Consider the following 23,495-nt stretch of genomic DNA (forward strand, 5'->3'; position numbering starts at 1 on the left):
CCGCCCGTGCTGCCGCAGCTCGCCGGTCCGGCGACCCCCTGGGGCCGGCCCGACGACGCGCCGCCCGCCGCGCCGCCTCACGGCCCGCGCGGCGGCTCCGCGAACCCGTGGTCGGACGAGGCCGACGCCATGCCGGCCTACGCGTCGGACGACCCGTCCGACGCCGACGGCTGGATGCCCGCGCCCGTCTACGCGCCCGGCGCCCGCACGCCCGGCGCCACCGCCGGCGCACCCGGGCGGGACGACCCCGGATCGGAGCGCGGTGCGCATCCGGGCGGTGACACGGCGTGGGACGGCGGGGCGGATCGCGGTACCGTCGACGGCGGCGAGCGCCCTCGCGGCGCGGAGGGCGGCTCTCCCGCCGGCACCCACGCGGGCCTGCCCCGCAGGGTCCGGCAGGAGAACCTCGCGCCGCAGCTGCGCAAGGAACCGCCGCCGCTGCCCCCTCCGGTGGGCGGCGGCACCGCCGGCGGGGTCGCGAGGTCCCCGGAGGAGGCGCGCTCGCTGATGGCCTCGGTACAGCAGGGATGGCGGCGCGGCCGCGCGTCCGATGGGGAGGATGAGGGGACCCGATGATGCACAACACGGTCACCGGCGAGCTCAACTGGCTGCTCAACGACTTCGCCGAGCGCGTCGCGAGCGTGCGGCAGGCGGTGATCCTGTCCCGCGACGGCCTCGCGGTCGCCGCGTCCAGCGAGCTCGGCCGCGAGGACGCCGAGCACCTGTCCGCGCTGGCGTCCGGCGTGCAGAGCCTCGCCCGCGGCGCCGGCCGGCACTTCGCGGGCGGCAACGTCCGCCAGACCATCATCGAGATGGACGCGCTGCTGCTGTTCGTCACCGCCGCCGGCGACGGCACCTGCCTCGCGGTGCTCGCCGAGGCGGAGGCCGACGCGGGCCTGGTCGCCTACGAGATGGCGGTGCTCGTCAAGCGGGTCGGGCAGCACCTGCAGGCCGCCCCGCGCCACGAGGCGGCGGGCGGCGGCTTCGGCGGCGGTTACACCGGCGGCTTCGGCGCCGGGGGAGCGGCCCCGCAGGGCCGGTGATCCGGGCGGAGCCCGTCCCGGGGGAGATGTGGGGGTACTGACCGATGAACCCGTCGGCGGAGCGGTGGCTGGACTGGGAGGCCGGCCCGCTCGTCCGCCCCTACGCGCGGACCCGGGGCCGCACCCGTCCCGCGGGTGAGGGGTTCGAACTGATCGCGGTCGTCGCGGCGACCGGCGCGCAGCCGGGCGACCGGCTGCGCTACAGCCCCGACCACGTGCGGCTGCTGCGCGGCTGCGCCCGCCCGGTCGCCGTGGTCGACCTGGCGTCGGAGTTCGGGCTGCCGCTCGGCGTCGTCCGGGTGCTGCTCGGCGACCTGCGCGAGGCCGGGCTGATCGCGGTGGTGGACTCCGCCGCCCCCGCCGGCGGACGCCCCGGACGCGGCGTCCTGAGGGAGGTCCTCAATGGCCTACGCGCCCTCTGACCCCGGCGAGGCGGCCCCCGGCCGCACCGCCCCGGGAGCCGGCGAGCACCCCTGGTTCGGCGGCCCCGCCGCGCCGGCCGCCGGCGCGGCCGCCCACCCGCTCGTCACCACCAAGATCCTCATCGCGGGCGGGTTCGGCGCCGGCAAGACCACCTTCGTCGGGTCGATCAGCGAGATCCGGCCGCTGCGCACCGAGGAGCCGCTGACCGACCGCGGCGTCGGCGTCGACGACGTCACCGGCGTCCAGGGCAAGACGACCACGACCGTCGCGATGGACTTCGGCCGCATCACGCTCTCCGACCAGCTGCTGCTCTACCTGTTCGGCACGCCCGGCCAGGACCGCTTCTGGTTCATGTGGGACGAGCTGGCGGCCGGCGCGATCGGCGCGGTCGTGCTCGCCGACACCCGCCGGCTGACCGGCTGCTTCCCCGCGATCGACTACTTCGAGCGGCGCCGGCTGCCGTTCGTCGTGGCGGTCAACTGCTTCGACGACGCGCGCCGGCACGACCCCCGGGACGTCGCGATCGCGCTGGACCTGGACCCGGGCGTCCCGGTGCTGCTGTGCGACGCCCGCCGCCGCGATTCGACCAAGCAGGTCCTCATCGCGCTGATGGAGCACGTGCTGAGCTGGCCGGACGCCGGCGACCCCGGACATGACGCTCGGTCACCTGATCGTCGCGGACCCGCGACGTAGTAGAGTCCCGCAGACCCCCGTACATCCCGCATCGGGAGGTTTCCCCCGCATGTCGCATCCCCCCTCGCCGAAAGCCGCCGATGTGAGCATGGTCCCCCTGCCGTGATGGGCTCCCGCTTCTCCTCCATCCGGGCGAGGATCACGCTCCTGGTCCTCGTGCCGCTGCTCGCGCTGGCCGCGCTGTGGATGTTCCTCACCGGGATCACCTACGGGGACGCCCACCAGCTGCTGCAGAGCCGCAAGTTCCAGCAGGAGGCGGTGCTGCCGACGCAGCGGCTGATGAACGCGCTGCAGAAGGAGCGCCGGCTGTCGATGGCCGACGCCGGGTCGTCGCGCGCGGTGAACCCCGACGTGCTGCGCACCCAGCGGCAGGTGACCGACGGCGCCGTCAAGGAGCTGCGCAAGGGCTTCGGCGACGGCGCGCTGCGCGGCTCCATCCTGCCCGGCGTCGTCAAGCGGATGGACGACCTGCTCGCCAAGCTCGGCACGCTGGAGGCGACCCGCCGCGGCGTCGACGACCGGGCGTCCGGCCGCGCGGACGTGCTCGCCGACTACAGCGGCATCATCGACGCCGGCTTCGCGATCTACAGCGCGACGACCCCCGCGAACGGGACCATCACCGCCGACGCCCGCACGCTCACCTCCGTCGGCCGCGGCCGGGAGTTCCTGTCCCGCGAGGACGCGCTGCTCACCGGCGCGCTCGCCGCCGGGCACCTGAGCGCCGCCGAGCGCGGCGAGTTCGCGCAGCTCGTCGGCGCGCAGCGGATGACGTACGCGGACAACGTCCCGAACCTGCCGGCCGCCGACCGCGCCCGCTATGAGCGCCTCACGGCCTCCCCGCAGTTCGCGCAGCTGCGCAAGCTCGAGGACCAGGTGATCCGCGGGACCGAGCAGGTCCGGACCGCCGCGAAGAAGAAGCCCGTCCAGGGCCGGACGGCCACCGGGACGGGCGCCGCGACCGGGCAGGGCTCCGCGACCGGGCAGGGCGCCCAGAGCGGGACCGCCGGCCGGGCCGTCCGCACCGTGAAGGTCCCGGTCGTCGACCCGTCCGAGTGGCGGACCGTCGCCGACGACGCCGACGAGGGCCTCTACCGCTTCGAGAACCGCACCCTCGACGACATCACCGGCCGCGCCCAGCACATCGCGGTCGGCGTGTTCGTCCGGCTGGGCATCGCGGGCGGCCTCGGCCTGGTCGCCGTGGTGCTGTCCGCCCTGATCGCGATCCGGGTGTCGCGGCGGCTGCTGCGCGAGTGCCGCACGCTCGCCGGCGCCGTCGTCGACTTCACCCGCAAGCGGCTCCCGCTGCTGGCCGAGCAGGTCCGCGCCGGGCGCCCCGCCGAGCCGGAGCCGGAGCCCGCCGTCGACTTCCGGATCCGGGAGATCCGGCAGATCGCCGACTCCTTCGACCGGGCCCGCGAGGCGGTGCTGGTGGCCGCGGCCGGCGAGGTCGCGGCGCGGCGCGGGATCAGCGAGGTGTTCGTCAACCTCGCCCGCCGCAACCAGGCGCTGCTGCACCGCCAGCTCAGCCTGCTCGACACCATGGAGCGCCGCACCGAGGACCCGTCGGAGCTGTCGGACCTGTTCCGCCTCGACCACCTCGCGACCCGCATGCGGCGGCACGCCGAGGGCCTGGTCATCCTCGCCGGCAAGACCGCCGGGCGCGGCTGGCGGCGGCCCGTCCCGCTGGTGGACGTGGTGCGCGGCGCGGTCGCCGAGGTCGAGGACTACCCGCGCGTCCGGGTGCAGCCGCTGCCGCGGATCGCGCTGCTCGGCTCCGCCGTCGCCGACGTCATCCACCTGCTCGCCGAGGTGGTGGAGAACGCCACCACGTTCTCGCCGCCGCAGTCGCCGGTGCGGGTCAGCGGGCACCCGGTCGCCAACGGCTTCGCGATCGAGGTGGAGGACCGCGGCCTCGGCATGACCGACGAGGCGCTGCGCGCCGCGAACGCCCGGCTGGACGACCCGCCGGAGTTCGACCCGTCCGACAGCGCGCAGCTCGGCCTGTTCGTCGTGGCGCGGCTCGCGGAGCGGCACGACATCAAGGTGACGCTGCGGCAGTCGCCGTACGGCGGCACGACCGCGATCGCGCTGATCCCCGGGTCGCTCATCGTGGACACCGCCGAGCCGGAGCCCGTCTCGCGCCGCAACACCGGGCCGATGCGGCTGCCCGCCGCGCCCGCGGGCGCGCTGTCGGCGCCCGCGCGCCCGGCGGTGGAGCAGGGCGGCGTCGTGCGGCTGGTCGCGGAGGCCGAACCGGTGCGGGCGGACACGGTCCGGGCCGAGCCGGTCGCGGGCGACCCCACGCAGACCGACCCCACGCAGACCGATCCCGCGCAGATCGACCCTGTGCAGGCCGCCCCTGCCAAGCCCGCGCCCGCGAAGAGCGAACCCGTCCGGGCGGAACCGGTTCGGGCCGAATCCGGGCGGACCGAGCAGGCCCGCGACGAGGCGCCGGGGCCGACGCCCCTGCCGGAGCGCAGGCGCTCGCGCCGCGCCGACCGGCCGCAGGCCTCGCCGGAGCCCGCCCACGAGCCCGCCCAGGCGGCGGACGCCGAGCCCGCGCCGCCGCTCAAGGAGGGCGAGCTTCCGAAGCGCCGCCGGCAGACGCACCTCGCGCCCCAGCTGAAGGAGCGGGTCGACGCCCACCTGGCCGCGCGGGGACAGGCACCGCCGCCCGCAGCCGCGACCCCGCCCGGGCCCGGTCAGCCGGAGCGGCCCGCCGAGCAGGCGCCGGAGCCGTCGCTGCCGCTGGCGGCCCCCGTCCCCGCCGACACGTCCCCGGCCGGACCCGGAGACGCGGGCGCCCCCGGCGTCCCGCCCGGCGACGGGACCGCTCCACCGGACGGCCCGGACGCGGCGCGCTCGCCCGAGACCATGCGATCGATGATGTCCGCCATGCAGCGCGGTTGGCAGCGCGGCAGGCGGGAGGCGGCCGACGCCGAGGCGCAGGCGCCGTCCGGCCTCGACGATCGGCCCAACCGAGGTGACCAGGAGGACGACGCCCCATGACAGATGCCCAGCACTCCGGCGCGGACGCCGCGGGCGGTGCCGGCGGCGAGCTGAACTGGCTGCTCGACAGCCTGGTCCAGCGCGTCGCCCAGGTGCAGAACGCGGTGGTCCTGTCGAGCGACGGCCTGCGCATGGCGGCCTCCCGCGGCCTGGGGCAGGAGGCCTCCGACCACCTCGCGGCCGTCGCCGCCAGCTTCCAGAGCCTGGCGCGCGGCGCGGGCGAGTCGTTCGGCGGCGGCCCGGTCCGGCAGACCATCGTGGAGATGGAGTCGGCGTTCCTGTTCGTCACCGCCGCCGGGCGCGGCGCCTGCCTGGCGGTGCTCGCCGACGCCGACGCCGACCTCGGCATGATCGCCTACGAGATGGCGATGCTCGTCACGCGGGTCGGCCAGCACCTGTCGGCCAGCCCGCGGGCGGCCGCCGCCGAGGGCGGCGTGTGAGGTGGACGGGACCGAGGGTTCCGTGCCCGAGTGGCCGCACCGGCATCCCGCCGGCGCCGAAGGCGGCTCCGCGGGCGGCGCCGCGACCGGGTCCGCGACCGGCGCGGCGGCCGGTGCCGCGACCGGCTCCCCGGCGGGCGTACCGGGCGCACCGGGCGGGTCGGCGTGGTTCGACGACGCCGCCGGGCCCGTCGTGCGCCCCTACGCGCTCACCGGCGGCCGCACCCGCTACGAGGGCGTCGAGTTCGACCTCGTCGCGCTGATCGAGGCCGTCGACGCGCCGGACGCCGCGGGCGCGTCTCCGGCGATTCCGGCGTCTCCGTGGTCGCCGGAGCCGGAACATGACATGATCCTGGAGCTTTGCCGCACCCCGTTGTCGGTCGTCGAGATAGCGTCGGATCTGGAACTTCCCCTCGGGGTCGTCCGCGTCCTGCTCGGCGACCTGCTCGACCGCTCGCTGATACAGGTCCGGCGCCCCGCGCCGGTGGCGCAGTTCCCCAGCGAGCGCGTACTCAAGGAAGTGATCGATGGAATCCGTGCGCTCTGACGCGGCCGCCCAGGCGGGCGATTCCGCGCTGACCGTCAAGATCCTTGTGGCCGGTGGCTTCGGAGTCGGCAAGACCACCCTGGTGAGCGCGGTCAGCGAGATCCGTCCGCTGCGCACCGAGGAGGCGCTGACCGAGAAGAGCATCGGCATCGACGACACCACGGCGGTGGCGTCCAAGACGACGACGACCGTGGCGATGGACTTCGGGCGGATCACGCTGCCGAACGGCCTGGTGCTGTTCGTGTTCGGCACGCCCGGCCAGGACCGCTTCTGGTTCATGTGGGACGAGCTGGCCAAGGGCGCGCTCGGCGCGGTGGTGCTGGTCGACACCCGCCGGCTCGCCGACTGCTTCGCCTCGGTGGACTACTTCGAGCGGCGCGGCGTGCCGTTCATCATCGGCGTCAACCGGTTCGACGGCGCCGGCCGGCACACCCACGACCAGGTGCGCGACGCCCTGGACCTGTCCCCGGAGATCCCGGTGATCGACTGCGACGTCCGCGACCGGGAGGACGCCAAGCGGGTGCTGATCACGCTCGTCGAGCACATCATGCGCACGATGAGCGCCGGCCGCCAGCCCGTCACGTACTGACCCGGGCCCTCATGAAGTACTGATCCCGCGGGCGAGCCCCGGATCCGGCATGTGCCGGTCCGGGGCTTTTTCGCGGCCGACTTTGTCCTGTGAGTGGAGAAAGTTGGCCGAAGTTGGTGGAAAGGTCTTCTCAAGGCGGCGAAAGCCGGTTACGGTCTCCGCATGAGACCGGGGTCACATCGGCCCCGGCGCCCCGGACGGAACCCGAGAGGACGGCGTGATGCGCATGCCGGCTCGCCCGCAGAACGTGCATCAGGCACGCCTGCTGCGGCTGCTGCGCGACGAGGGCCCGCGCTCGCGGGCCGAGCTGGGCGACGTCGTCCGGCTGTCGCGCTCGAAGCTGGCCGTCGAGCTGGACCGGCTGGTCGAGCTCGGGCTGGTGGAGGGCGCCGGGCTCGCGGCGTCGCGCGGCGGGCGGCGGTCCGGGATCGTCCGGCTGTCGCCGAGCCTGCGGTTCGTCGCGTTCGACATCGGCGCCACCTCGATCGACGTCGCGGTGACCGACGGGGCCCTGGAGGTGCTCGGCCACGTCAGCGAGGCGTGCGACGTCCGGCAGGGCGCGACGGCGGTGCTGGACCGGGCCCTCGACCTGCTCGGCAAGCTGCGCGACGAGGGCCTGATCCCGCGCGTGCACGGCACCGGCATCGGCGTCCCCGGGCCGGTGAGCTTCCGGGACGGGATGCCGGTCGTCCCGCCGATCATGCCGGGCTGGGACCGGTTCCCGGTGCGCGACGCGATCGGCGCCGAGCTCGGCTGCCCCGTCCTGGTGGACAACGACGTGAACCTGATGGCGCTCGGCGAGCTGCACGCGGGCCTCGCGCGGTCGGTGGACGACTTCCTGCTCGTGAAGATCGGCACCGGCATAGGCTGCGGCATCGTCGTCGACGGCGCGATCTACCGCGGCGTGTCGGGCAGCGCGGGCGACATCGGGCACATCCGGATCGACGACGACGGGCCGATCTGCGCGTGCGGCAACGCGGGCTGCCTGGAGGCCTACTTCGGCGGCGCGGCCCTCGCGCGGGACGCGGAGGCGGCGGCCCGCTCGGGGGAGTCGCCGCAGCTCGCCGCGCTGCTGGAGGCGCACGGGGAGCTGTCCGGCGAGCACGTCGCGCAGGCCGCGGCGGCGGGCGACCCGGCGTCGGTGCGGATCATCCGGGAGGGCGGCCGGCACGTCGGGCAGGTCCTCGCTGGGCTGGTCAGCTTCTTCAACCCGGGCCTGGTGATCATCGCCGGCGGCGTCGCCGGGCTCGGCCACACCCTCCTCGCCGAGATCCGCAGCGTCGTCTACCGCCGGTCGGCGCCGCTGGCGACCGGCAACCTGCCGATCGTGCTGTCCGAGCTGGCCGGCGCCGCCGGGGTGGTGGGCGGCGCGCGGCTCATCAGCGACCACGTGTTCTCCCCGCCGCCCGACCCCGGCCCCGCCTGACCGGGCCCGCCCGTCCCGCGCCCCGCCCGACCCGCGCCCGTCCGACCCGCGCCCGTCCGACCCGCGCCCCGACCTTCGTCCCCCTCGACCCGCGTCCCTCCTGACCCCCGAGGAGGCCCGATGGGCCCGTCCGAACCCGAACCGCTGCTGCGCATGCGCGGCATCGTCAAGCAGTTCCCCGGCGTCCGCGCGCTGGACGGCGTCGACCTCGACGTCCGGGCCGGCGAGGTGCACTGCCTGCTCGGCCAGAACGGCGCCGGGAAGTCGACGCTCATCAAGGTGCTCGCCGGCGCGCACCAGCCGGACGAGGGCGAGATCGCCTTCGCCGGGCGGCCCGCGCGGCTCGCCGGGCCGACCGCCGCGATGCGGGCCGGCATCGCGACCATCTACCAGGAGCTCGACCTGGTCGACGGGCTGTCGGTCGCCGACAACATCTTCCTCGGCCACGAGCGCGCGACGCTCGGGTTCACCCGGCGCGGCGACGCCGAGCGGGCCGCGCGGGAGCTGCTCGGCCGGCTCGGGCACGGCGAGATCCCGCCGCGCCGCGAGGCGGGCCGGCTGCCCGCGGCGGGCAAGCAGGTCGTCAGCATGGCCCGCGCGCTGTCGCACGACGCGCGGCTCATCGTGATGGACGAGCCGTCCGCCGCCCTCGCGCACGACGAGGTGGCGAACCTGTTCCGCATCATCCGGGAGCTGACCGCGGCCGGCGTGGCCGTCGTCTACATCTCGCACCGGCTGGAGGAGATCCGCGAGATCGGCGACCGGGTGACCGTGCTGAAGGACGGCCGGTCCGTCGCGAACGGCCTGCCCGCCAAGACGACGAAGACCGACCACATCGTGTCGCTGATGACCGGCCGCGACATCGAGTACGTGTTCCCCGACCGCCCCGCGCCGCACGACGACGGCGACGACGAAGACGGCGGACCGGCCGAGGTGCTGCGGGTCGAGGGGCTCACGCTGCCCGGCGCGTTCGCGGACGTGTCGTTCTCCGTCCGCGCGGGCGAGATCGTCGGGCTGGCCGGGCTCGTCGGGTCGGGCCGCTCGGAGATCCTCGAGGCGGTCTACGGGGCGCGGCGGCCGGCGCGCGGGCGGGTGCTGGTGGACGGCCGGCCGGTGCGTCCGGGCGACACGGGCGCGGCGGTGCGGCGCGGGATGGGCATGGCGCCGGAGGAGCGCAAGAGCCAGGCGCTGCTGCTGAACGACTCCGTCGCCGGGAACGTGACGGTCGCGGGCCTGCGCCGGTACGCGCGGTTCGGCTGGCTGAACCGGCGCCGCGAGCTGGCGGACGTCCGGGAGCAGATCGAGGCGCTCGACATCAGGCCGCCCGATCCGCGCCGTCCGGTGGTGACGCTGTCGGGCGGCAACCAGCAGAAGGTCGTGCTGGCGCGGTGGCTGGCCGGCGCGCGGAACCTGCGGCTGCTGATCCTGGACGAGCCGACCCGCGGCGTGGACGTCGGCGCCCGCGCCGAGCTGTACGCGGTGATCCGCGCCCTGGCGGCGCGCGGGATCGGGGTGCTGCTGGTGTCCAGTGAGGTGCCCGAGGTGCTCGGTCTCGCCGACCGGGTGCTGGTCGTCCGCGAGGGCCGGGTCGTGCACAGCGGCGACGCCGCCGGGCTGGACGAGGCCGCCGTACTCAACATGATCATGGAAGGGAGCGCGCTGTGACCGAGACGGACGCGGGCGTGCGCGGCGCCGCGGCGGGCGGAGCCTGGGCGAAGGGGCCGCTGCGGCCGCTGCGGCGCGCCGGCGCGGGCCGCGGGCCCGGCGAGTTCCGGCACCTCGGGCTGGTCGCCGCGCTGGCGCTGCTGGCGGTGGTCGGGGTGATCACCGAGCCGGACAACTTCCCGACCTCCGGCAACCTGGTCGGGATCCTGGCGCTGGCCGCCACCATCGGGGTGATCACGGTCGGCCAGACGTTCGTGATCATCGGGGGCGGGATCGACCTGTCGGTCGGGTCGGTGATGGCGCTGGCGTCGGTGTGGGCGACGACCGTCGCGACGCAGTCGTACGGCCCGGCGGTGATGGCGCTGTGCGCGATCCTCGTCGGGACGGGCGCGGGCGTCGTCAGCGGCCTGCTGATCTCCTACGGCCGGATGGTCCCGTTCATCGCGACGCTGGCGATGCTGGTGTCGGCGCGCGGGCTGGCGCAGCGGATGTCGGACCGCAAGACCCAGCTGATCCGCCCGGAGAACGACGCGATCGAGTCGCTGTCCACCACGAAGGTGCTCGGGCTGCCGCTGGTCGTGTACATCTTCGCGGCCGTCGCGGTCGCCGGGTGGGTGCTGCTGAACCGCACCACGTTCGGCCGCCGCACGTTCGCGGTCGGCGGCAACCCGGAGGCGGCGCGGCTCGCCGGCATCGACGTCCGGCGGCACACGCTGCTGCTGTACGCGCTGTCGGGGTTCTGCTGCGGCGTTGCCGCGATCATCATCATGGCCCGCACCACCACCGGCTCCAGCACCCACGGCGACCTGTACGAGCTGGACGCGATCGCCGCGGTGATCATCGGCGGGACGCTGCTGACCGGCGGGCGCGGCACCGTCGCCGGGTCGATCCTCGGCGTGCTGGTGTTCACCGTCATCACGAACCTGTTCATCCTGAACGGCCTGCAGACCAGCGACCAGCTCATCGCCAAGGGCGTGATCATCGGAATCGCGGTGCTGCTGCAGCGCCGCGGCCTGCGCTCGCCCACCTGACCCGCTCGCCCCCCGACCGGCGCGCCCCCCGCCCCCACCCCCCGGAAACCAGGAGCACGTCATGCGCGACCAGAGCACCCGCCCCACCCGCCGAGGCGTCCTGTTCGGCGGCGCCGCAGTCGCGGCCGGAGCCCTCGCGACCGCCTGCACCAGCAACAAGGAGAAGGACGACCCCGCCCCGGCCGCGCAGACCGGCGCGCTCGGCGGCGACAACGACAAGCCCGGCAAGCAGGTCACCATCGGGTTCTCCGCGCCCGCCGCCGACCACGGCTGGACGGCCGCGATCGCGAAGAACGCCGAGGCGCAGGCGAAGAGGTACAAGGACGTGACGTTCAAGCCCGTCCAGCCGACCAACGACATCAACCAGCAGATCTCCGCGGTCGAGTCGCTGATCTCGGAGAAGGTGAACGTGCTGGTGATGCTGCCGAACGACGGCGAGCAGCTGAACCAGGTGGCGCGCAAGGCGATGGACGCCGGCATCCCGGTGATCAACCTGGACCGGGTGTTCCCCGACAAGCTGTCGTACCGGACGTGGATCGGCGGCGACAACTACGGCATGGGCGTGTCCGCCGGCCACTACATCGGCAAGAAGCTCAAGGCCAAGGGCGTGTCGAACCCGGTGATCGTGGAGATCCAGGGGATCGCGACGCTGCCGCTCACGCAGGACCGCAGCAAGGGGTTCGCGGACGCGCTGAAGTCGTACGGGTACTCCGTGACCGCCAAGCAGGACGCGAAGTTCACCGTCGAGACCGGCAACCAGGTCGCGTCGAACCTGCTGCAGGCGCACAAGAAGATCGACGCGCTGTGGAACCACGACGACGACCAGGGCGTCGGCGTGCTCGCCGCGATCAAGCAGTCCGGCCGCAAGGAGTTCTTCATGGTCGGCGGCGCCGGGTCCGCGAACGCGATGCGGGAGATCAAGGCGGGGAACGGGGTGCTGGAGGCGACCGTCACCTACCCGCCGACGATGGCCGCGTCCGCGGTCCGGCTGGCCCGGTTGCTGGCGCAGGGCAAGGGCATGGCCGACCTGGTGGAGCTGGAGCCGCCGCAGTCGATCACGCTGGCGTCGGAGACCGTCACCCGCGACAACGTGAGCCGCTACCTGCCGCTCGGCTTCGAGTCCTGAGGCAGGGCCGCGCGCCCGCCGGCGATCCCGGCGGGCGCAGTACAGAGAGGTGAGCACATTGACCACCGTCGGAGTCGGGATGGTCGGGCACGCGTTCATGGGGCGCGCCCACTCCCAGGCATGGCGCAGCGTCGGGCCGTTCTTCGGGCCGCCGCTGACCCCGGTGATGGCCGCTCTCGCCGGACGCGACGCCGGACGGGCCGCCGAGGCCGCCCGCACGCTCGGGTGGGCGTCGTCGGAGGGCGACTGGAAGCAGCTGCTGCGCCGCGACGACGTGCAGATCGTGGACATCTGCACGCCGGGCGACGCGCACGCCGAGATCGCCGTCGCGGCGCTGGACGCGGGCAAGCACGTCCTGTGCGAGAAGCCGCTCGCGAACTCGTCCGCGGAGGCGGAGGAGATGGTGGCGGCGGCGGAGCGCGCGCGGGCGAACGGCGTCCGGTCGATGGTCGGGTTCAACTACCGGCGCGTCCCGGCGGTCACGCTCGCCCGCAACCTCGTCGCCGGCGGGCGCATCGGGACCGTCCGGCACGTCCGCGCGCAGTACCTGCAGGACTGGCTGACGGACCCGGAGGCGCCGTTCAGCTGGCGGTTGGACCGTGACAGGGCCGGGACGGGCGCGCTCGGCGACATCGGCGCGCACATCATCGACACCGCGCAGTTCATCACGGGGCACGCGCTCGTCGGGGTGTCGGCGGTGATGGACACCTTCGTCCGGGAGCGCCCGGCGCCCGGCGGCGGCACGGCCGAGGTCACGGTCGACGACGCGGCGCTGTTCGTCGGCCGAACCGACGGCGGCGCGCTCGCCTCCTTCGAGGCCACCCGGATGGCGACCGGGCGCAAGAACGCGCTCCGGATCGAGGTCAGCGGCTCGTCCGGCGCGCTGTCGTTCGACCTGGAGTCGATGAACGAGCTGTGGTTCCACGACGGCACCGAGGCCGCCGAGACGGCGGGGTTCCGCCGCATCGTCGTCACCGAGCCCGTCCACACCTACGCCCGCCAGTGGTGGCCGCCCGGTCACATGCTGGGGTACGAGCACACCTTCACCCACCAGGCCGCCGACCTGCTCACCGCGATCGCGGACGGCACCGACCCGACCCCGTCGTTCGCCGACGGCCTGCGGGTGCAGCGGGTGCTCGACGCGGTCGCGGCGAGCGCCGCGTCCGGCGGGTGGGCCGACGTCGAGGGGAGCCAGTGATGGCGCGACCGATCACCCTTTTCACGGGCCAGTGGGCCGACCTGCCGTTCGAGGAGGTCTGCCGGCTGGCGTCCGGCTGGGGCTACGAGGGCCTGGAGATCGCCTGCTGGGGCGACCACTTCGAGGTCGACAAGGCCCTGGCCGACGACGGCTACGTGCCGCGGAAGCTGGAGACGCTCGCCAAGCACGACCTCAAGGTGTTCGCGATCTCCAACCACCTCGTCGGCCAGGCCGTCTGCGACATCCCGGACGAGCGCCACCAGGCGATCCTGCCGGAGCGGATCTGGGGCGACGGCGAGGCCGAGGGCGTCCGGCGGCGCGCCGCCGAGGAGATCAAGGACACCGCCCGCGCCGCCGCGCGCCTCGGCGTCTCCACGGTCGTGGGGTTCACGGGGTCGTCGATCTGGCACACCGTCGCGATGTTCCCGCCCACCCCCGAGGCGATGGTGGAGCGCGGCTACGCCGACTTCGCCGACCGCTGGAACCCGATCCTGGACGTGTTCGACGAGGTCGGCGTCCGGTTCGCGCACGAGGTCCACCCGAGCGAGATCGCCTACGACTACTGGACGACCGTCCGGACGCTGGAGGCGATCGGGCACCGGCCCGCGTTCGGCCTGAACTTCGACCCGTCCCACTTCGTCTGGCAGGAGCTCGACCCGGTCGGGTTCCTGTTCGACTTCCGCGACCGGATCTACCACGTCGACTGCAAGGACACCAAGGTCCGCACCGGCGACGGCCGCCGCGGGCGCCTGTCGTCGCACCTGCCGTGGGCCGACCTGCGGCGCGGCTGGGACTTCATCTCCACCGGCCGCGGCGACGTCCCCTGGGAGGACGTCTTCCGCGCGCTCAACGCGATCGGCTACGACGGCCCGATCTCGGTCGAGTGGGAGGACGCGGGCATGGACCGCCTCCAGGGCGCGCCCGAAGCGCTGGAGTTCGTCCGGGCGCTGAACGCGATGGAGCCGCCGTCCGCCGCGCTCCTTTCACCCGGCCGGTGCGGCGCCGACCTCGGCGGGCGCGTGGGCCCGGACGAACCCCTCCAGCTCGTCGAGCGGGGCGCCCATCGGCGGGACGACGATGAGCCGGTCGACGCCCGCCTCCGCGTAGTCGCGGACGGACGCGGCGTCCGGCGGGCGCGGCGGCGAGACCGAGACGTGCGGGGGCCGGTCGCGGCCCGCCTCCCGCGCCGCCGCCCTCAGCCGCGCGATCGCGTCGGCGGCGGCGCGTCGGCCGAGCATCCAGCCGTACCACCCGTCGGCCTCGCGGACGGTGCGGCGGAGCGCCGCCGGGCCGTGCCCGCCCATGACCACCGGCACCGGGCGCTGCACGGGACGCGGGTGCGCGTCCACGCCGGCGAAGTCGGCGTGGCGGCCGTGGAAGGCGGGCGCGTCGTCGTACCAGAGCGACCGCATCGCGGCGAGATGCTCGCCGGTGCGTGTCCCGCGCTCGCCGGGCGGGACGCCGAGGGCCCGCAGCTCGGGCTCCAGGTAGCCGGCCGCCAGGCCGAAGACCAGCCGCCCGCCGCTCAGCACGTCGACGCTCGCCAGCTGCTTGGCCAGGATCAGCGGGTTGCGCTGCGGCAGGACGATGACGCCCGTGCCGAGCGCGATCCGCTCCGTGGCCGCGGCGAGGTGGGTGAGGGACACGACCGCGTCCAGGAACGGCGCCTCCGGGTCGAGCGGCGAGGGGTCGGTGCGGGGGCTCGGCAGGACGACGTGGTCGCCGGCCCACAGCGAGTCGTAGCCGAGCTCCTCGGCGAGGGCGGCGATCCGCGCGGAGGCGCGCGGGCCGGCGCAGGCGTGCAGGTTGAGCCCGTAGAGCCCGAGAGTCAGTGCCATGGCTCAATAGTTGAACTTTTCGATTATCCAGTCAACTGATGATCGATGGGCTGGATCCTCGAACTGCTATAGCCTGGCGGGATGGCGGAGGAGAGGCCCGTGCGCGGCGGGCTGCCGGCCGGGCTCGCGTCCGTGACCGGCTTCCAGCTGGCCAAGTGCGGCTGGTGGATGGAGCAGCGGCTGGAGGAGGCCCTCGAACCGCTCGGCCTCCGCGTCCGGCACTTCCTCGTGCTGGCGGCGCTCAGCTCGTCCGGCACGCTGTCGCAGCAGGAGATGGCCGGCTACCTGCTGCTCGACCCCACGCTGATGGTCGGCCTGGTGGACGACCTGGAGGAGCGCGGGCTCTGCGAGCGCACCCGCGACCCGAAGGACCGGCGCCGCCACTCCGTCCGCATCACCGATGACGGGCGCGAGGTCCACCGGCGGGCGCGCGCGCTGGCCGACGAGGTGGGCGCCGAGGTGTTCGGCCCGCTGACCCGGGACGAGCGGCGCACCGTCGCCGGCGCGATCGAGCGGGTGATGGAGCCGTTCTGGACCGAGCAGGCCGTCCGGCCGCGCCGCAGGACGGCCCGCTAGGGCTCGCTCGTCAGGGGCGGGCGCGGAAGTCGGCGAAGTCGAAACCGGGGGAGACCACGCAGCTCACCAGCACCTCCTCCGGTCCGGCCGGGCGGGCCGCCTGCCAGGCGCCGGGCGGGACGACGGCCTGCGGCACCTGCCCGGCCGCCACGTCGGCGCCCAGCGTGACCGTCTCCGGGGCGTCCGCCGGTTCGTCGCCGTCCCCGCCGAGGAGCAGCGACAGCGGGCCGCCGCGGTGCCACAGCCACATCTCCGCCGAGCGCACCGCGTGCCACATCGACTCCTCACCGGGCGGCAGCAGGAAGTAGATGCCGGTCGCGGTCGCCCGCTCGCCCGGGTAGCCCGCCGGGGCGAACGACACGTCCGACCGCCACGTCTCCCGGTACCAGCCGCCCTCGGGATGCGGGAGCAGGTCGAGGGCCTCGGCGGTGGCGGGACGGTCCAGCAGCGCGACGTGCCGGCCGTCCGGGCCGCGCCGCACGTACCGGACCTCCGTCGCGGCCGTCTTGTCGATGACGCCGCGCGGCGGCCGCAGCCCCGGCTCCGGATCCAGCGTCACCGCGACGAGCTGGCCGGCGCCGCCCCCGCCGTACACGTCGTCGGCGATGGCGAGCAGGTCGGGCTCGGAGTCGGGCGCCCACACGGCGCCCGCGTCGGACAGGACGAACCGGGGCCCGGGCTGGGCGCGCCAGCCGTCGAGCGTCGTCAGCAGCAGCACCGTCCAAGGCTAGTGCCGACCCGGCGAAAAATCGGTACGGGCGTCGGGTGTCGGGATGGCAGCATGAACGCGTCCCATCCCTGAGCGGCGGAGGCGAGATGCGCCAGGTCTTCGGAATCTCACAGCCCATTCCGGACGAGAGCTTTCGAGGACTCCACCGCCCATGCCCACGCTCAACCTCGGCATCCTCGCGCACGTCGACGCGGGAAAGACCAGCCTGACCGAGCGGCTGCTGTTCGACACCGGCGCGATCGCCCGGCTCGGCAGCGTCGACGCCGGCGACACCCAGACCGACCGCGGCGAGCTGGAACGCGGCCGCGGCATCACGATCCGGTCGGCCGTCGCGCCGTTCCGGCTCGGCGCGCTGCGCGTCAACCTGATCGACACCCCCGGCCACGCCGACTTCGCCGCCGAGGTCGAGCGGGCCCTCGGGGTGCTCGACGGCGCCGTCCTGGTGCTGTCGGCCGTCGAGGGCGTCCAGGCCCGCACCCGCGTACTGCTGCGGGCGCTGCGCGCGCTCGCGCTGCCCACCCTGATCTTCGTGAACAAGATCGACCGCATGGGCGCGGACCCGGACGCGGTGCTCGCCGCGCTCGGCCGCCGGCCGGGCGTCCGGCCCGTCCCGCTGAACCGGGTGCGGGACGGGCGGGCCGTGCCGTGCGCGCCGTCGGCGGAGATCCTCGCGGACGGCGACGACGCCCTGCTCGCCGACTTCGTGGAGGGCCGCGCCACCCCGCCGGAGGCCGTGCGGGCGGCGCTGCGCGCGCAGACCGCCGCCGCGGCCGTCCAGCCGCTGTACTTCGGCTCGGCCGTGACCGGCGCGGGCGTCGGCGACCTGCTCGACGGGATCGCGTCCCTGCTGCCGCCCGCCGGGCCGGGCGACGGCGAGACGCGCGGCACCGTCTTCGCCGTCGAGCGCGCCCCCTCCGGAGGACGGGTCGCCTACCTGCGGCTCTTCTCCGGCGAGGTGCGGACGCGCGAGCACGTCGTCTTCGAGGGCGGGCGCGGCGGGCGGATCACCGGGCTGGACATCGCCGGCGCCCCCGGCGGGCCCCTGACCGCCGGGAACATCGCCGCCGTCCGCGGCCTCGCCGAGGTCCGCGTCGGCGACCGGATCGGGCCGCCCGTCCGGGACGTCCCGCCGTTCCCGCCACCGTCGCTGGAGACGATCGTCCGCGCCCGCCGCCCCGCCGACGCGGGACGGCTGCGCGCCGCGCTCCTCGGCTTCGCCGACGAGGACCCGCTGATCCGCGCGCGGCCCGTCCCGTCCGGCGCGACGTCGGTGCTGCTGTACGGGGAGGTGCAGAAGGAGGTCATCGCGGCGCGGCTGCTCGCCGAGGCCGGTGTCGAGGCGATCTTCGAGGAGAGCCGCATCGTCTATGCCGAGCGCCCGGCCGGCACCGGCGAGGCCGTCGAGGAGATGGATTGGCGGCGCCGCGTGCCGGACTTCTGGGCGAGCGTCGGGCTGCGCGTCGAGCCCGCGCCGCGCGGCTCCGGCAACGCGTTCCGCCGCGAGACCGAGCCGGGCGCGCTGCCGCACGCCTTCGACCGGGCGATCGAGGAGACCGTCCACCGCACCCTGGAGCAGGGCCTGCGCGGCTGGCCGGTGACCGACTGCGCCGTGGTGCTGACCCGGTCCGGGTACGCCGCGCCGGTCAGCACCGCCGGCGACTTCCGCGGCCTCACCCCGCTGATCCTCATGGCCGCGCTCGCGCGCGCGGGCACCCGCGTCTACGAGCCGTGCCACGCGTTCGAGGCGGAGGTGCCCGGCGACGCGCTCAGCCCCGTCCTCGCCGCGCTCGGCCCCCTCGGCGCCACGGCCGTCGAGCCCGAGCCCGGCCCGGCCGGCTGGACGATCAAGGGCGAGATCCCGGCAGGGCGCGCGCGGGAGGCGGAGGCGGCGCTGCCCGCGCTCACCCGCGGCGAGGGCACCTGGTGGTCCGAGCCGTCCGGCGAGCGCCGCGTCACCGGCGCGCCGCCGTCGCGGCCCCGCACCGGCGGCGACCCCCTCGACCGCGCCGCCTACCTGCGCGGCCTGAGTCGGTGACCGGCCCCGTCAGACCGTGAGGACGATCTTGCCGGACACCCGTCCCGTCTCGCCCCGCTCGTGCGCCTTGGCGGCGTCCTCCAGCGGCAGCACCGTGTCGATCTCGGCGCGCAGCCGCCCGGACGCCGCCAGCTCGGCGATCTCCGTCATCGCGTGGAAGTCCGGCTCGACCAGCAGCTTCTCGAACCGGACGCCGCGCTCGGCGGCCTGCTGCGCCATGTCCTCCGGCTGGGCGCGCCCCGCGATCGCCACCAGCGTCCCGCCGCGCCGCATCGTGCGCAGCGAGCGCGGGCCGTAGTCGCCGCCGATCGCGTCGAGCACGACGTCGACGTCCTCGGCCGCGTCGGCGAAGTCGACGCTCCGGTAGTCGATCGGCTCGTCCACGCCGATCTCGCGCAGGAACGCGTGCTTCGCCGCGCTCGCCGTGCCGAGGACGTGCGCGCCCCTCGCCTTGGCGATCTGCACCGCCAGGTGCCCGACGCCGCCCGCCGCGGCGTGGACGAGCACCCGCTGCCCCTCCCGCACGTCCGCCGTGTCCACCAGCGCCTGCCAGGCCGTCAGCGCGGCCAGCGGCAGCGCGCCCGCCTGCACGTGGTCGATGGCGTCCGGCTTGCGGACGAACGTCCGCGACGGCGCCGCCACGTACTCGGCGTGCGAGCCCACCCCGCCCGGGTAGCGCAGCATGCCGAACACCTCGTCGCCCGGCTTGTGCAGCGTCACCCCGAACCCGACCTTCTCCACCACGCCGGACACGTCCCAGCCCAGCGTGAACGGCGGGTCGGGCAGGAAGATCTTCGTCGAGCGGTGCTTCCAGTCGGTCGGGTTCACCCCGGCCGCCCGCACCCGCACCAGTACCTCGGTGGGCCCCGGCTCCGGCCGCTCGACCTCGACCAGCTGCAGCACCTCGGGCCCGCCCAGCACGTCCTGCCTGACCGCCCGCATCCGCTCCGACATGGCGTTACTCCCTTTCTCGGTTGCGACGCACTCACTCTGCCCGGACGCCGCCGCGGCAAAAAGCGGCGAGATCGCCAACAACCGAAAGGATCCGGCCAGCGCAGGGTCCGCGCCGGCCGGGGGTCAGTCCATCTCGGAGAGGCGGACGGGATCGAACCTGATCGGGAACGGCGCGGTCAGCGTCACCGTCTCGCCGGACCGCGCCCGGCCCGCCACCTCGTAGCGGCCGCCGGACAGCTCCAGCATCGTGATCGACGGGCGGGGCTCCAGGTCGATGATCCAGTAGTGCGGGATGCCGGTCGCCGCGTACTCCTCGACCTTGCGGACGCGGTCGATCTGCTCGTTCACCGTACGGGGCGTCACGACCTCGGCGACCAGCATCAGGTCGGGGCCGTAGTAGGTGCGGGTCTGCCGCTCCAGCGCGGCGCGCGCCACGTCCCGGGCGACGGCGAACACGTCCGGCTTGCGGACGCCGGCCGGGGTGGTGACGTCCTGCGGCGCGCCCGCCACGTGCACGTCCGCGTCGGCCTGCCGCGCCGCGTCCTTCAGGATCGTCTTCAGCGTGTCGGCGGCGTGGTCGTGCCACAGGTCGCCCGGCAGCTCGTTCAGCCAGCCGTCGGCGAGCTCGTAGCGCCGCCCCTCCTCGGGCATCGCGTCCAGGTCGTACAGCGTGTACGGGCCGTGCGCACGCCCCGCCGTCCCGCCCATGACCGTCCCCCCTCAATCAACGGGCTGATCCGAATCTACCGGCCGGACGCCCGCGAGTCCGGCACCCCATGATCGCGAGTCGGATCCGGGCGAATCTCTCGCAAACCGAGCGAGATCGGGTTAAGATACATCGCGACTCTGCTCGACCCTCCACCCGCCGGAGGGTCCAGGCTGCGGGCAGACCGCCGCTAAGGAGATGTGAGATGACCCTCGAGCAGCGCAAGGGCCTGCGGGCCTCGGACGGCGACCGCGACCGGGTCCTCGTCCGGCTGCACACCGCCTACGCCGAAGGCCGGCTCACCGAGGCCGAGCTGGACGAGCGCATCGACCTCGCCCTGGCCGCCCGCACCGAGGACGACCTGGCCGAGGTCTCGTCCGACCTGCCGGCCGCCGCGGCCGCCCCCGCCCCCGCCGACCGCGGCCCCGCCGGGCGCTTCCAGCTGGCCTACAAGAGCGGCGTCCGCCGCACCGGCCGCTGGCGCCTCCCCGAGAAGTACACCACCGTGATCTACAAGGGGCACTCCCTGCTCGACCTGCGCGCCGCCGAGCTGGACGGGCCCGTCACGACGATCCGCGTCCTCGCCTACAAGTCGACGGTCGAGGTGATCGTCCCGCCGGGCGTCCGGGTGGAGACCGGCGGCATGGGCGTCTCCGCCGACCTGCACGGCGCGCCGGGGGCCGACGCGCCCGTCGTCCACATCCAGGGATTCGCGTACAAGGGGGAGATCGAGGCGAAAGATCGGATCCGTCCGGCCTGAGGTGATAGAACGCTCCAGCGGCCCGATCGGCCGCCGTTCACGCCGATGTGCGAGCAGCCACCGGTGTGGCGCGGTTTCATAGTGGTCCCAGGACCGTGAAGGAGCGCGTGTGACGGCGAGGACCCCGGAGCGGGACGGCACCTCGTCCCCGGCCGGTGCGGAGCCCCCTGCCGACGACCGGCCGGACGGATCGCGCGAGGTCAGACGCCGCCTGACGTTCGGCGTGGCCGCCGACCTCGCCGACCTCCCGGCGGCCCTGTCGCCCTGGCAGCGCGCCTACGAGGCGTGGCGCGCCGCCGGCATCCGCTGGGGCCACGGGGCGCCGCCCCGGGAACGCGCCGCCGCCCCCGCCCTGGAGCCCGAGGCACCCGAGGCGCCCGCGAGCCTCAACGCCATCCGCGCGGACGCCGCACCCGCCTCCACGCGCCCGGCAGAGGCCGCCGAGACCGAGTCCCCGTCCAAGCCGAAGAAGCGCAAGCAGCGCGCCTCCGCGCCGTCCGCGAGCCCGGCCGAGAAGCCCGCCGAGGAAGCGGTCGCCGCCCCCACGGACGAGAAGCCGAAGCAGGACGCGCGCAGGAACCGCGCCGCGAAGCGGTCGGCGAAGGGCCGCGGGGCCGGATCGGTCGTAGCGGCGGCCTCCGCCCAGCCCAAGCCCGGCACGGCCGAGACACCCAAGAAAGCGGACAACGACGAGGCAGCACCCGGCGAACCTCGGACGGACACCGGCCGGGCGGCGGCCGGTGAAGCTCAGGCGGCGGCCGGCAGGCCCCAGGCAGCGGCCGACGATCTTCAGGCGGGCGCCGGCGAGGCGCAGGCGGGGCCAGAGGGACGCGCCGGGGGACGGGGAACGCGGACGCTGCGCGCCGCCATCGCGGGCGCGGCCGGGCTGGTGGTCGTCGCGGGCGGCGCGCTGTTCGCGCTCGACCAGAGCGGCGGCGGCCCGAAGAAGCCGCGCCCACCCGCCCCGATCCCGGCGGGCGCGCTGTTCGGGACCGACCCGTCGGCCTCGACGGACGGCCTCGTCCAGGACCTCGCCGTGGTCGCCGCGTCCGGGCGGAAGGTCGTCGCCGCCGGGACGGAGGGCGACGGCACGCCGGGGCAGGAGCGCGCGCGGTTCCTGGTGTCGGCGGACGGCGGGCACGCGTGGAAGGCGGCGAAGGTGCGCGGCGCGGACGGCTCGGAGCCGCCCGCCGGGGAGCGCCCGCGGCTGGTCGCGGCCGGGGCCGGCGGCTGGGCGGCGCTGGGGCGGTCGCCCGCGGGCACGGTGGTGTGGCTGAGCGACGGCGGTGCGACCTGGACGCGGCACCTCGACACGTCCGCGTTCAGGCCGGACGACCAGGTGAACGCGCTCGTCGCGACCGTGCACGGGTTCGTCGCGGTGGGCTCGGCGCGGGGCCGCGCCGTGGTGTGGAGCACCGCGGACGGCCGGGCGTGGCAGCGCGTCGACGGGCTGCAGGCCGGGATCACCGGGCTGGACCGGGTCGCCGCGTCCGGCGGCGTGCTGGTGACGCACGGGACGTTCAGCCGCCAGGTGACCCGCAAGAAGGGCAAGAAGAAGGTCACGCGGACGGTGCGGGGCGACGGCCTGTGGCGGTCCGCGGACGGCGGGCGGACCTGGACGGCGGTGGCCGTCCCGCAGGCGCAGGGGTCGCAGGGCGCGACGAACGGCCTGGTCGCGGGCCCGGGCGGGTTCGCGACCGTGCGGGAGGGACAGCGGACCACCGGCCCGAAGAAGCACCGGAGGACGACGCGGTTCGGGGTCCTGTTCACCTCCCCGGACGGCCTGAGGTGGCAGGCCGCGGGACGGTTCTCGGCGCCGGGCTACGCGGGCGTCGAGCGGTTCGGCGGTTCCGCGGCGGGGTTCGGCGTCGTGGTGAAGGGGGCGAAGGGGCAGCGGACGGTGCTGCGCAGCCCCGGCGGGCGCGCCTGGCAGCCGTCCGGGACCGTCGCGGGGCCGGTGCGGACCAGCGGTCTCGCGGTCGCGGCGGGCGGCGCGGTCACGGTCGCGGGCCACCAGGGCGGCGACGCGTACCTGTCCGGCGTGAACCTGGCGGCGGTGCCGGGCGCGGTGCACACCGAGCGCGTGATCCGCTCCCTCGCCGCGGGGCCGGGCCGGGCGGTGGCGGTGGGCAGCACGAACGGCGGCGCGGCGATCTGGAGTTCGCCGGACGGGCTCGGCTGGACGCGCGGCCGGGTGCCGGGCACCCCCGGGCGGCTGTCGGACGTGGCGTTCGGCGGGCAGGGGTGGCTCGCGGTCGGCCGCACGGCCGCCGCACGGCCGGGCGGGCTCGCGATGACGTCGCGGGACGGGTCGGTCTGGGAGCCCGCGAAGGTGCCAGCCGGGCCGCTCGCCGCGGTCGCGTCCGGGGCCACGGGCTATGTGGCGGTCGGCGGCGGCACCGTGTGGCGGTCGTCCGACCTGAAGGCGTGGCAGCGCGCGGCGGTGGCCGGGAACCTCGTCGACGTGGCGTCGACCGGTTCCGGTTACGTGGCGGTCGGCGGGCGCGACGGGAAGCCGGCCGTGTGGACGTCGCCGGACGGCGCGAAATGGACGCCCACGCCTGCGGTGCCGCCGGGAACCGGCCCGCTCACGCAGGTCGCGGCGCGCGGGAACGCGCTGGTCGTGGCGGGGGCGGACGCGGGCCTGCTGGTGTCGCCGGACGCCGGGCGGACGTGGGCGCGGCGCACGCCGCCGGGCGCGCGGCA

19 protein-coding genes and 3 pseudogenes are annotated in these 23,495 nt (G+C 75.4%); 18 read left to right on the forward strand and 4 right to left on the reverse strand.

The features are described 5' to 3' along the window. From F9B16_RS51455 to F9B16_RS34800, 14 genes and pseudogenes are all read left to right on the forward strand, one after another. Nucleotides 1-576: pseudogene (locus F9B16_RS51455) on the forward strand (hypothetical protein); the annotation flags it as partial. Further along, nucleotides 576-1,043, forward strand: coding sequence for a roadblock/LC7 domain-containing protein (locus F9B16_RS34740; protein ID WP_151544472.1), 468 nt, complete (start codon nucleotides 576-578; stop codon nucleotides 1,041-1,043). The pseudogene F9B16_RS51455 and the gene F9B16_RS34740, both read left to right, overlap by 1 nt. Nucleotides 1,044-1,087: 44 nt before the next feature. Next, entirely contained in the window at nucleotides 1,088-1,465 is a 378-nt protein-coding gene (locus tag F9B16_RS34745) for a DUF742 domain-containing protein (RefSeq protein WP_151544464.1), read from the forward strand. Further along, nucleotides 1,446-2,159 (forward strand): GTP-binding protein, encoded by a 714-nt coding sequence (locus F9B16_RS34750; RefSeq protein WP_151544465.1) that lies wholly within the window; start codon nucleotides 1,446-1,448, stop codon nucleotides 2,157-2,159. The genes F9B16_RS34745 and F9B16_RS34750 overlap by 20 nt, the downstream gene beginning before the upstream one ends. A 105-nt stretch (nucleotides 2,160-2,264) precedes the next feature. Then, nucleotides 2,265-5,168 (forward strand): nitrate- and nitrite sensing domain-containing protein, encoded by a 2,904-nt coding sequence (locus F9B16_RS34755; RefSeq protein ID WP_151544466.1) that lies wholly within the window; start codon nucleotides 2,265-2,267, stop codon nucleotides 5,166-5,168. Beyond that, on the forward strand, nucleotides 5,165-5,608 hold the full coding sequence (locus F9B16_RS34760) for a roadblock/LC7 domain-containing protein (RefSeq protein WP_151544467.1): 444 nt from the start codon (nucleotides 5,165-5,167) through the stop codon (nucleotides 5,606-5,608). The genes F9B16_RS34755 and F9B16_RS34760 overlap by 4 nt, the downstream gene beginning before the upstream one ends. A gap of 22 nt (nucleotides 5,609-5,630) precedes the next feature. Then, entirely contained in the window at nucleotides 5,631-6,155 is a 525-nt protein-coding gene (locus tag F9B16_RS34765) for a DUF742 domain-containing protein (protein ID WP_151544468.1), read from the forward strand. Continuing rightward, nucleotides 6,136-6,744, forward strand: a complete 609-nt coding sequence (locus tag F9B16_RS34770) for a GTP-binding protein (protein WP_151544469.1) — start codon at nucleotides 6,136-6,138, stop codon at nucleotides 6,742-6,744. The genes F9B16_RS34765 and F9B16_RS34770 overlap by 20 nt, the downstream gene beginning before the upstream one ends. 220 nt (nucleotides 6,745-6,964) lie before the next feature. Further along, on the forward strand, nucleotides 6,965-8,170 hold the full coding sequence (locus F9B16_RS34775) for an ROK family transcriptional regulator (RefSeq protein WP_225992213.1): 1,206 nt from the start codon (nucleotides 6,965-6,967) through the stop codon (nucleotides 8,168-8,170). A 120-nt stretch (nucleotides 8,171-8,290) separates the two neighbouring features. Beyond that, entirely contained in the window at nucleotides 8,291-9,835 is a 1,545-nt protein-coding gene (locus tag F9B16_RS34780) for a sugar ABC transporter ATP-binding protein (RefSeq protein WP_151544470.1), read from the forward strand. Beyond that, entirely contained in the window at nucleotides 9,832-10,866 is a 1,035-nt protein-coding gene (locus tag F9B16_RS34785; protein WP_225992214.1) for an ABC transporter permease, read from the forward strand. Before F9B16_RS34780 ends, F9B16_RS34785 begins: the two co-directional genes overlap by 4 nt. 61 nt (nucleotides 10,867-10,927) lie before the next feature. Beyond that, a complete protein-coding gene (locus F9B16_RS34790) occupies nucleotides 10,928-11,992 on the forward strand; it encodes an ABC transporter substrate-binding protein (protein ID WP_151543958.1) in 1,065 nt (354 codons plus the stop codon). Between the two features lie 49 nt (nucleotides 11,993-12,041). Next, entirely contained in the window at nucleotides 12,042-13,190 is a 1,149-nt protein-coding gene (locus F9B16_RS34795; protein WP_225992125.1) for a Gfo/Idh/MocA family protein, read from the forward strand. Further along, a pseudogene (locus F9B16_RS34800) lies at nucleotides 13,190-14,167 on the forward strand (sugar phosphate isomerase/epimerase family protein); the annotation flags it as partial. The gene F9B16_RS34795 and the pseudogene F9B16_RS34800, both read left to right, overlap by 1 nt. 6 nt (nucleotides 14,168-14,173) lie before the next feature. Here F9B16_RS34800 and F9B16_RS54250 read toward each other — a convergent pair. Beyond that, the gene (locus tag F9B16_RS54250) at nucleotides 14,174-15,028 is read right to left on the reverse strand and encodes a TIGR03619 family F420-dependent LLM class oxidoreductase (RefSeq protein ID WP_151543956.1); all 855 of its coding nucleotides are present in this window, start codon (nucleotides 15,026-15,028) and stop codon (nucleotides 14,174-14,176) included. Nucleotides 15,029-15,109: 81 nt separating this feature from the next. Between F9B16_RS54250 and F9B16_RS34810 the strand changes: the two genes are divergently transcribed. Continuing rightward, nucleotides 15,110-15,604, forward strand: a complete 495-nt coding sequence (locus F9B16_RS34810) for a MarR family winged helix-turn-helix transcriptional regulator (protein ID WP_151543955.1) — start codon at nucleotides 15,110-15,112, stop codon at nucleotides 15,602-15,604. A 10-nt stretch (nucleotides 15,605-15,614) separates the two neighbouring features. On the opposite strand, the gene F9B16_RS34815 is transcribed toward F9B16_RS34810, so the two are convergent. Beyond that, nucleotides 15,615-16,322 (reverse strand): cupin domain-containing protein, encoded by a 708-nt coding sequence (locus F9B16_RS34815; protein ID WP_318839268.1) that lies wholly within the window; start codon nucleotides 16,320-16,322, stop codon nucleotides 15,615-15,617. 163 nt (nucleotides 16,323-16,485) lie between these two features. Here F9B16_RS34815 and F9B16_RS34820 point away from each other — a divergent pair, with 163 nt between their 5' ends. Then, a complete protein-coding gene (locus F9B16_RS34820; protein WP_151543954.1) occupies nucleotides 16,486-18,369 on the forward strand; it encodes an elongation factor G in 1,884 nt (627 codons plus the stop codon). Nucleotides 18,370-18,378: 9 nt separating this feature from the next. Here the strand turns inward: F9B16_RS34820 and F9B16_RS34825 are convergent, their stop codons facing one another. Both F9B16_RS34825 and F9B16_RS34830 read right to left on the reverse strand, forming a co-directional pair. After that, nucleotides 18,379-19,323: an NADP-dependent oxidoreductase gene (locus F9B16_RS34825; protein WP_225992124.1), complete on the reverse strand. Its 945-nt coding sequence runs from the start codon at nucleotides 19,321-19,323 to the stop codon at nucleotides 18,379-18,381. Between the two features lie 123 nt (nucleotides 19,324-19,446). Then, on the reverse strand, nucleotides 19,447-20,031 hold the full coding sequence (locus tag F9B16_RS34830) for a Uma2 family endonuclease (RefSeq protein WP_151543953.1): 585 nt from the start codon (nucleotides 20,029-20,031) through the stop codon (nucleotides 19,447-19,449). Between the two features lie 203 nt (nucleotides 20,032-20,234). Here F9B16_RS34830 and F9B16_RS34835 point away from each other — a divergent pair, with 203 nt between their 5' ends. Continuing rightward, nucleotides 20,235-20,789: a DUF1707 SHOCT-like domain-containing protein gene (locus F9B16_RS34835; RefSeq protein ID WP_151543952.1), complete on the forward strand. Its 555-nt coding sequence runs from the start codon at nucleotides 20,235-20,237 to the stop codon at nucleotides 20,787-20,789. A 109-nt stretch (nucleotides 20,790-20,898) separates the two neighbouring features. Then, nucleotides 20,899-23,495, forward strand: a pseudogene (locus tag F9B16_RS34840) (hypothetical protein); the annotation flags it as partial.

The organism is Actinomadura montaniterrae, from assembly GCF_008923365.1.
GTDB lineage: Bacteria > Actinomycetota > Actinomycetes > Streptosporangiales > Streptosporangiaceae > Spirillospora > Spirillospora montaniterrae.

What these genes read in the sequence shown, in the direction of transcription:
- F9B16_RS54250 (WP_151543956.1), bottom strand. Translation starts at nt 15,028, where the DNA reads ATGGCACTGACTCTCGGGCTCTACGGGCTCAACCTGCACGCCTGCGCC.
- F9B16_RS34810 (WP_151543955.1), top strand. Translation starts at nt 15,110, where the DNA reads ATGGCGGAGGAGAGGCCCGTGCGCGGCGGGCTGCCGGCCGGGCTCGCG.
- F9B16_RS34760 (WP_151544467.1), top strand. Translation starts at nt 5,165, where the DNA reads ATGACAGATGCCCAGCACTCCGGCGCGGACGCCGCGGGCGGTGCCGGC.
- F9B16_RS34740 (WP_151544472.1), top strand. Translation starts at nt 576, where the DNA reads ATGCACAACACGGTCACCGGCGAGCTCAACTGGCTGCTCAACGACTTC.
- F9B16_RS34750 (WP_151544465.1), top strand. Translation starts at nt 1,446, where the DNA reads ATGGCCTACGCGCCCTCTGACCCCGGCGAGGCGGCCCCCGGCCGCACC.
- F9B16_RS34755 (WP_151544466.1), top strand. Translation starts at nt 2,265, where the DNA reads ATGGGCTCCCGCTTCTCCTCCATCCGGGCGAGGATCACGCTCCTGGTC.
- F9B16_RS34820 (WP_151543954.1), top strand. Translation starts at nt 16,486, where the DNA reads ATGCCCACGCTCAACCTCGGCATCCTCGCGCACGTCGACGCGGGAAAG.
- F9B16_RS34825 (WP_225992124.1), bottom strand. Translation starts at nt 19,323, where the DNA reads ATGTCGGAGCGGATGCGGGCGGTCAGGCAGGACGTGCTGGGCGGGCCC.
- F9B16_RS34780 (WP_151544470.1), top strand. Translation starts at nt 8,291, where the DNA reads ATGGGCCCGTCCGAACCCGAACCGCTGCTGCGCATGCGCGGCATCGTC.
- F9B16_RS34770 (WP_151544469.1), top strand. Translation starts at nt 6,136, where the DNA reads ATGGAATCCGTGCGCTCTGACGCGGCCGCCCAGGCGGGCGATTCCGCG.
- F9B16_RS34790 (WP_151543958.1), top strand. Translation starts at nt 10,928, where the DNA reads ATGCGCGACCAGAGCACCCGCCCCACCCGCCGAGGCGTCCTGTTCGGC.
- F9B16_RS34830 (WP_151543953.1), bottom strand. Translation starts at nt 20,031, where the DNA reads ATGGGCGGGACGGCGGGGCGTGCGCACGGCCCGTACACGCTGTACGAC.
- F9B16_RS34775 (WP_225992213.1), top strand. Translation starts at nt 6,965, where the DNA reads ATGCGCATGCCGGCTCGCCCGCAGAACGTGCATCAGGCACGCCTGCTG.
- F9B16_RS34835 (WP_151543952.1), top strand. Translation starts at nt 20,235, where the DNA reads ATGACCCTCGAGCAGCGCAAGGGCCTGCGGGCCTCGGACGGCGACCGC.
- F9B16_RS34745 (WP_151544464.1), top strand. Translation starts at nt 1,088, where the DNA reads ATGAACCCGTCGGCGGAGCGGTGGCTGGACTGGGAGGCCGGCCCGCTC.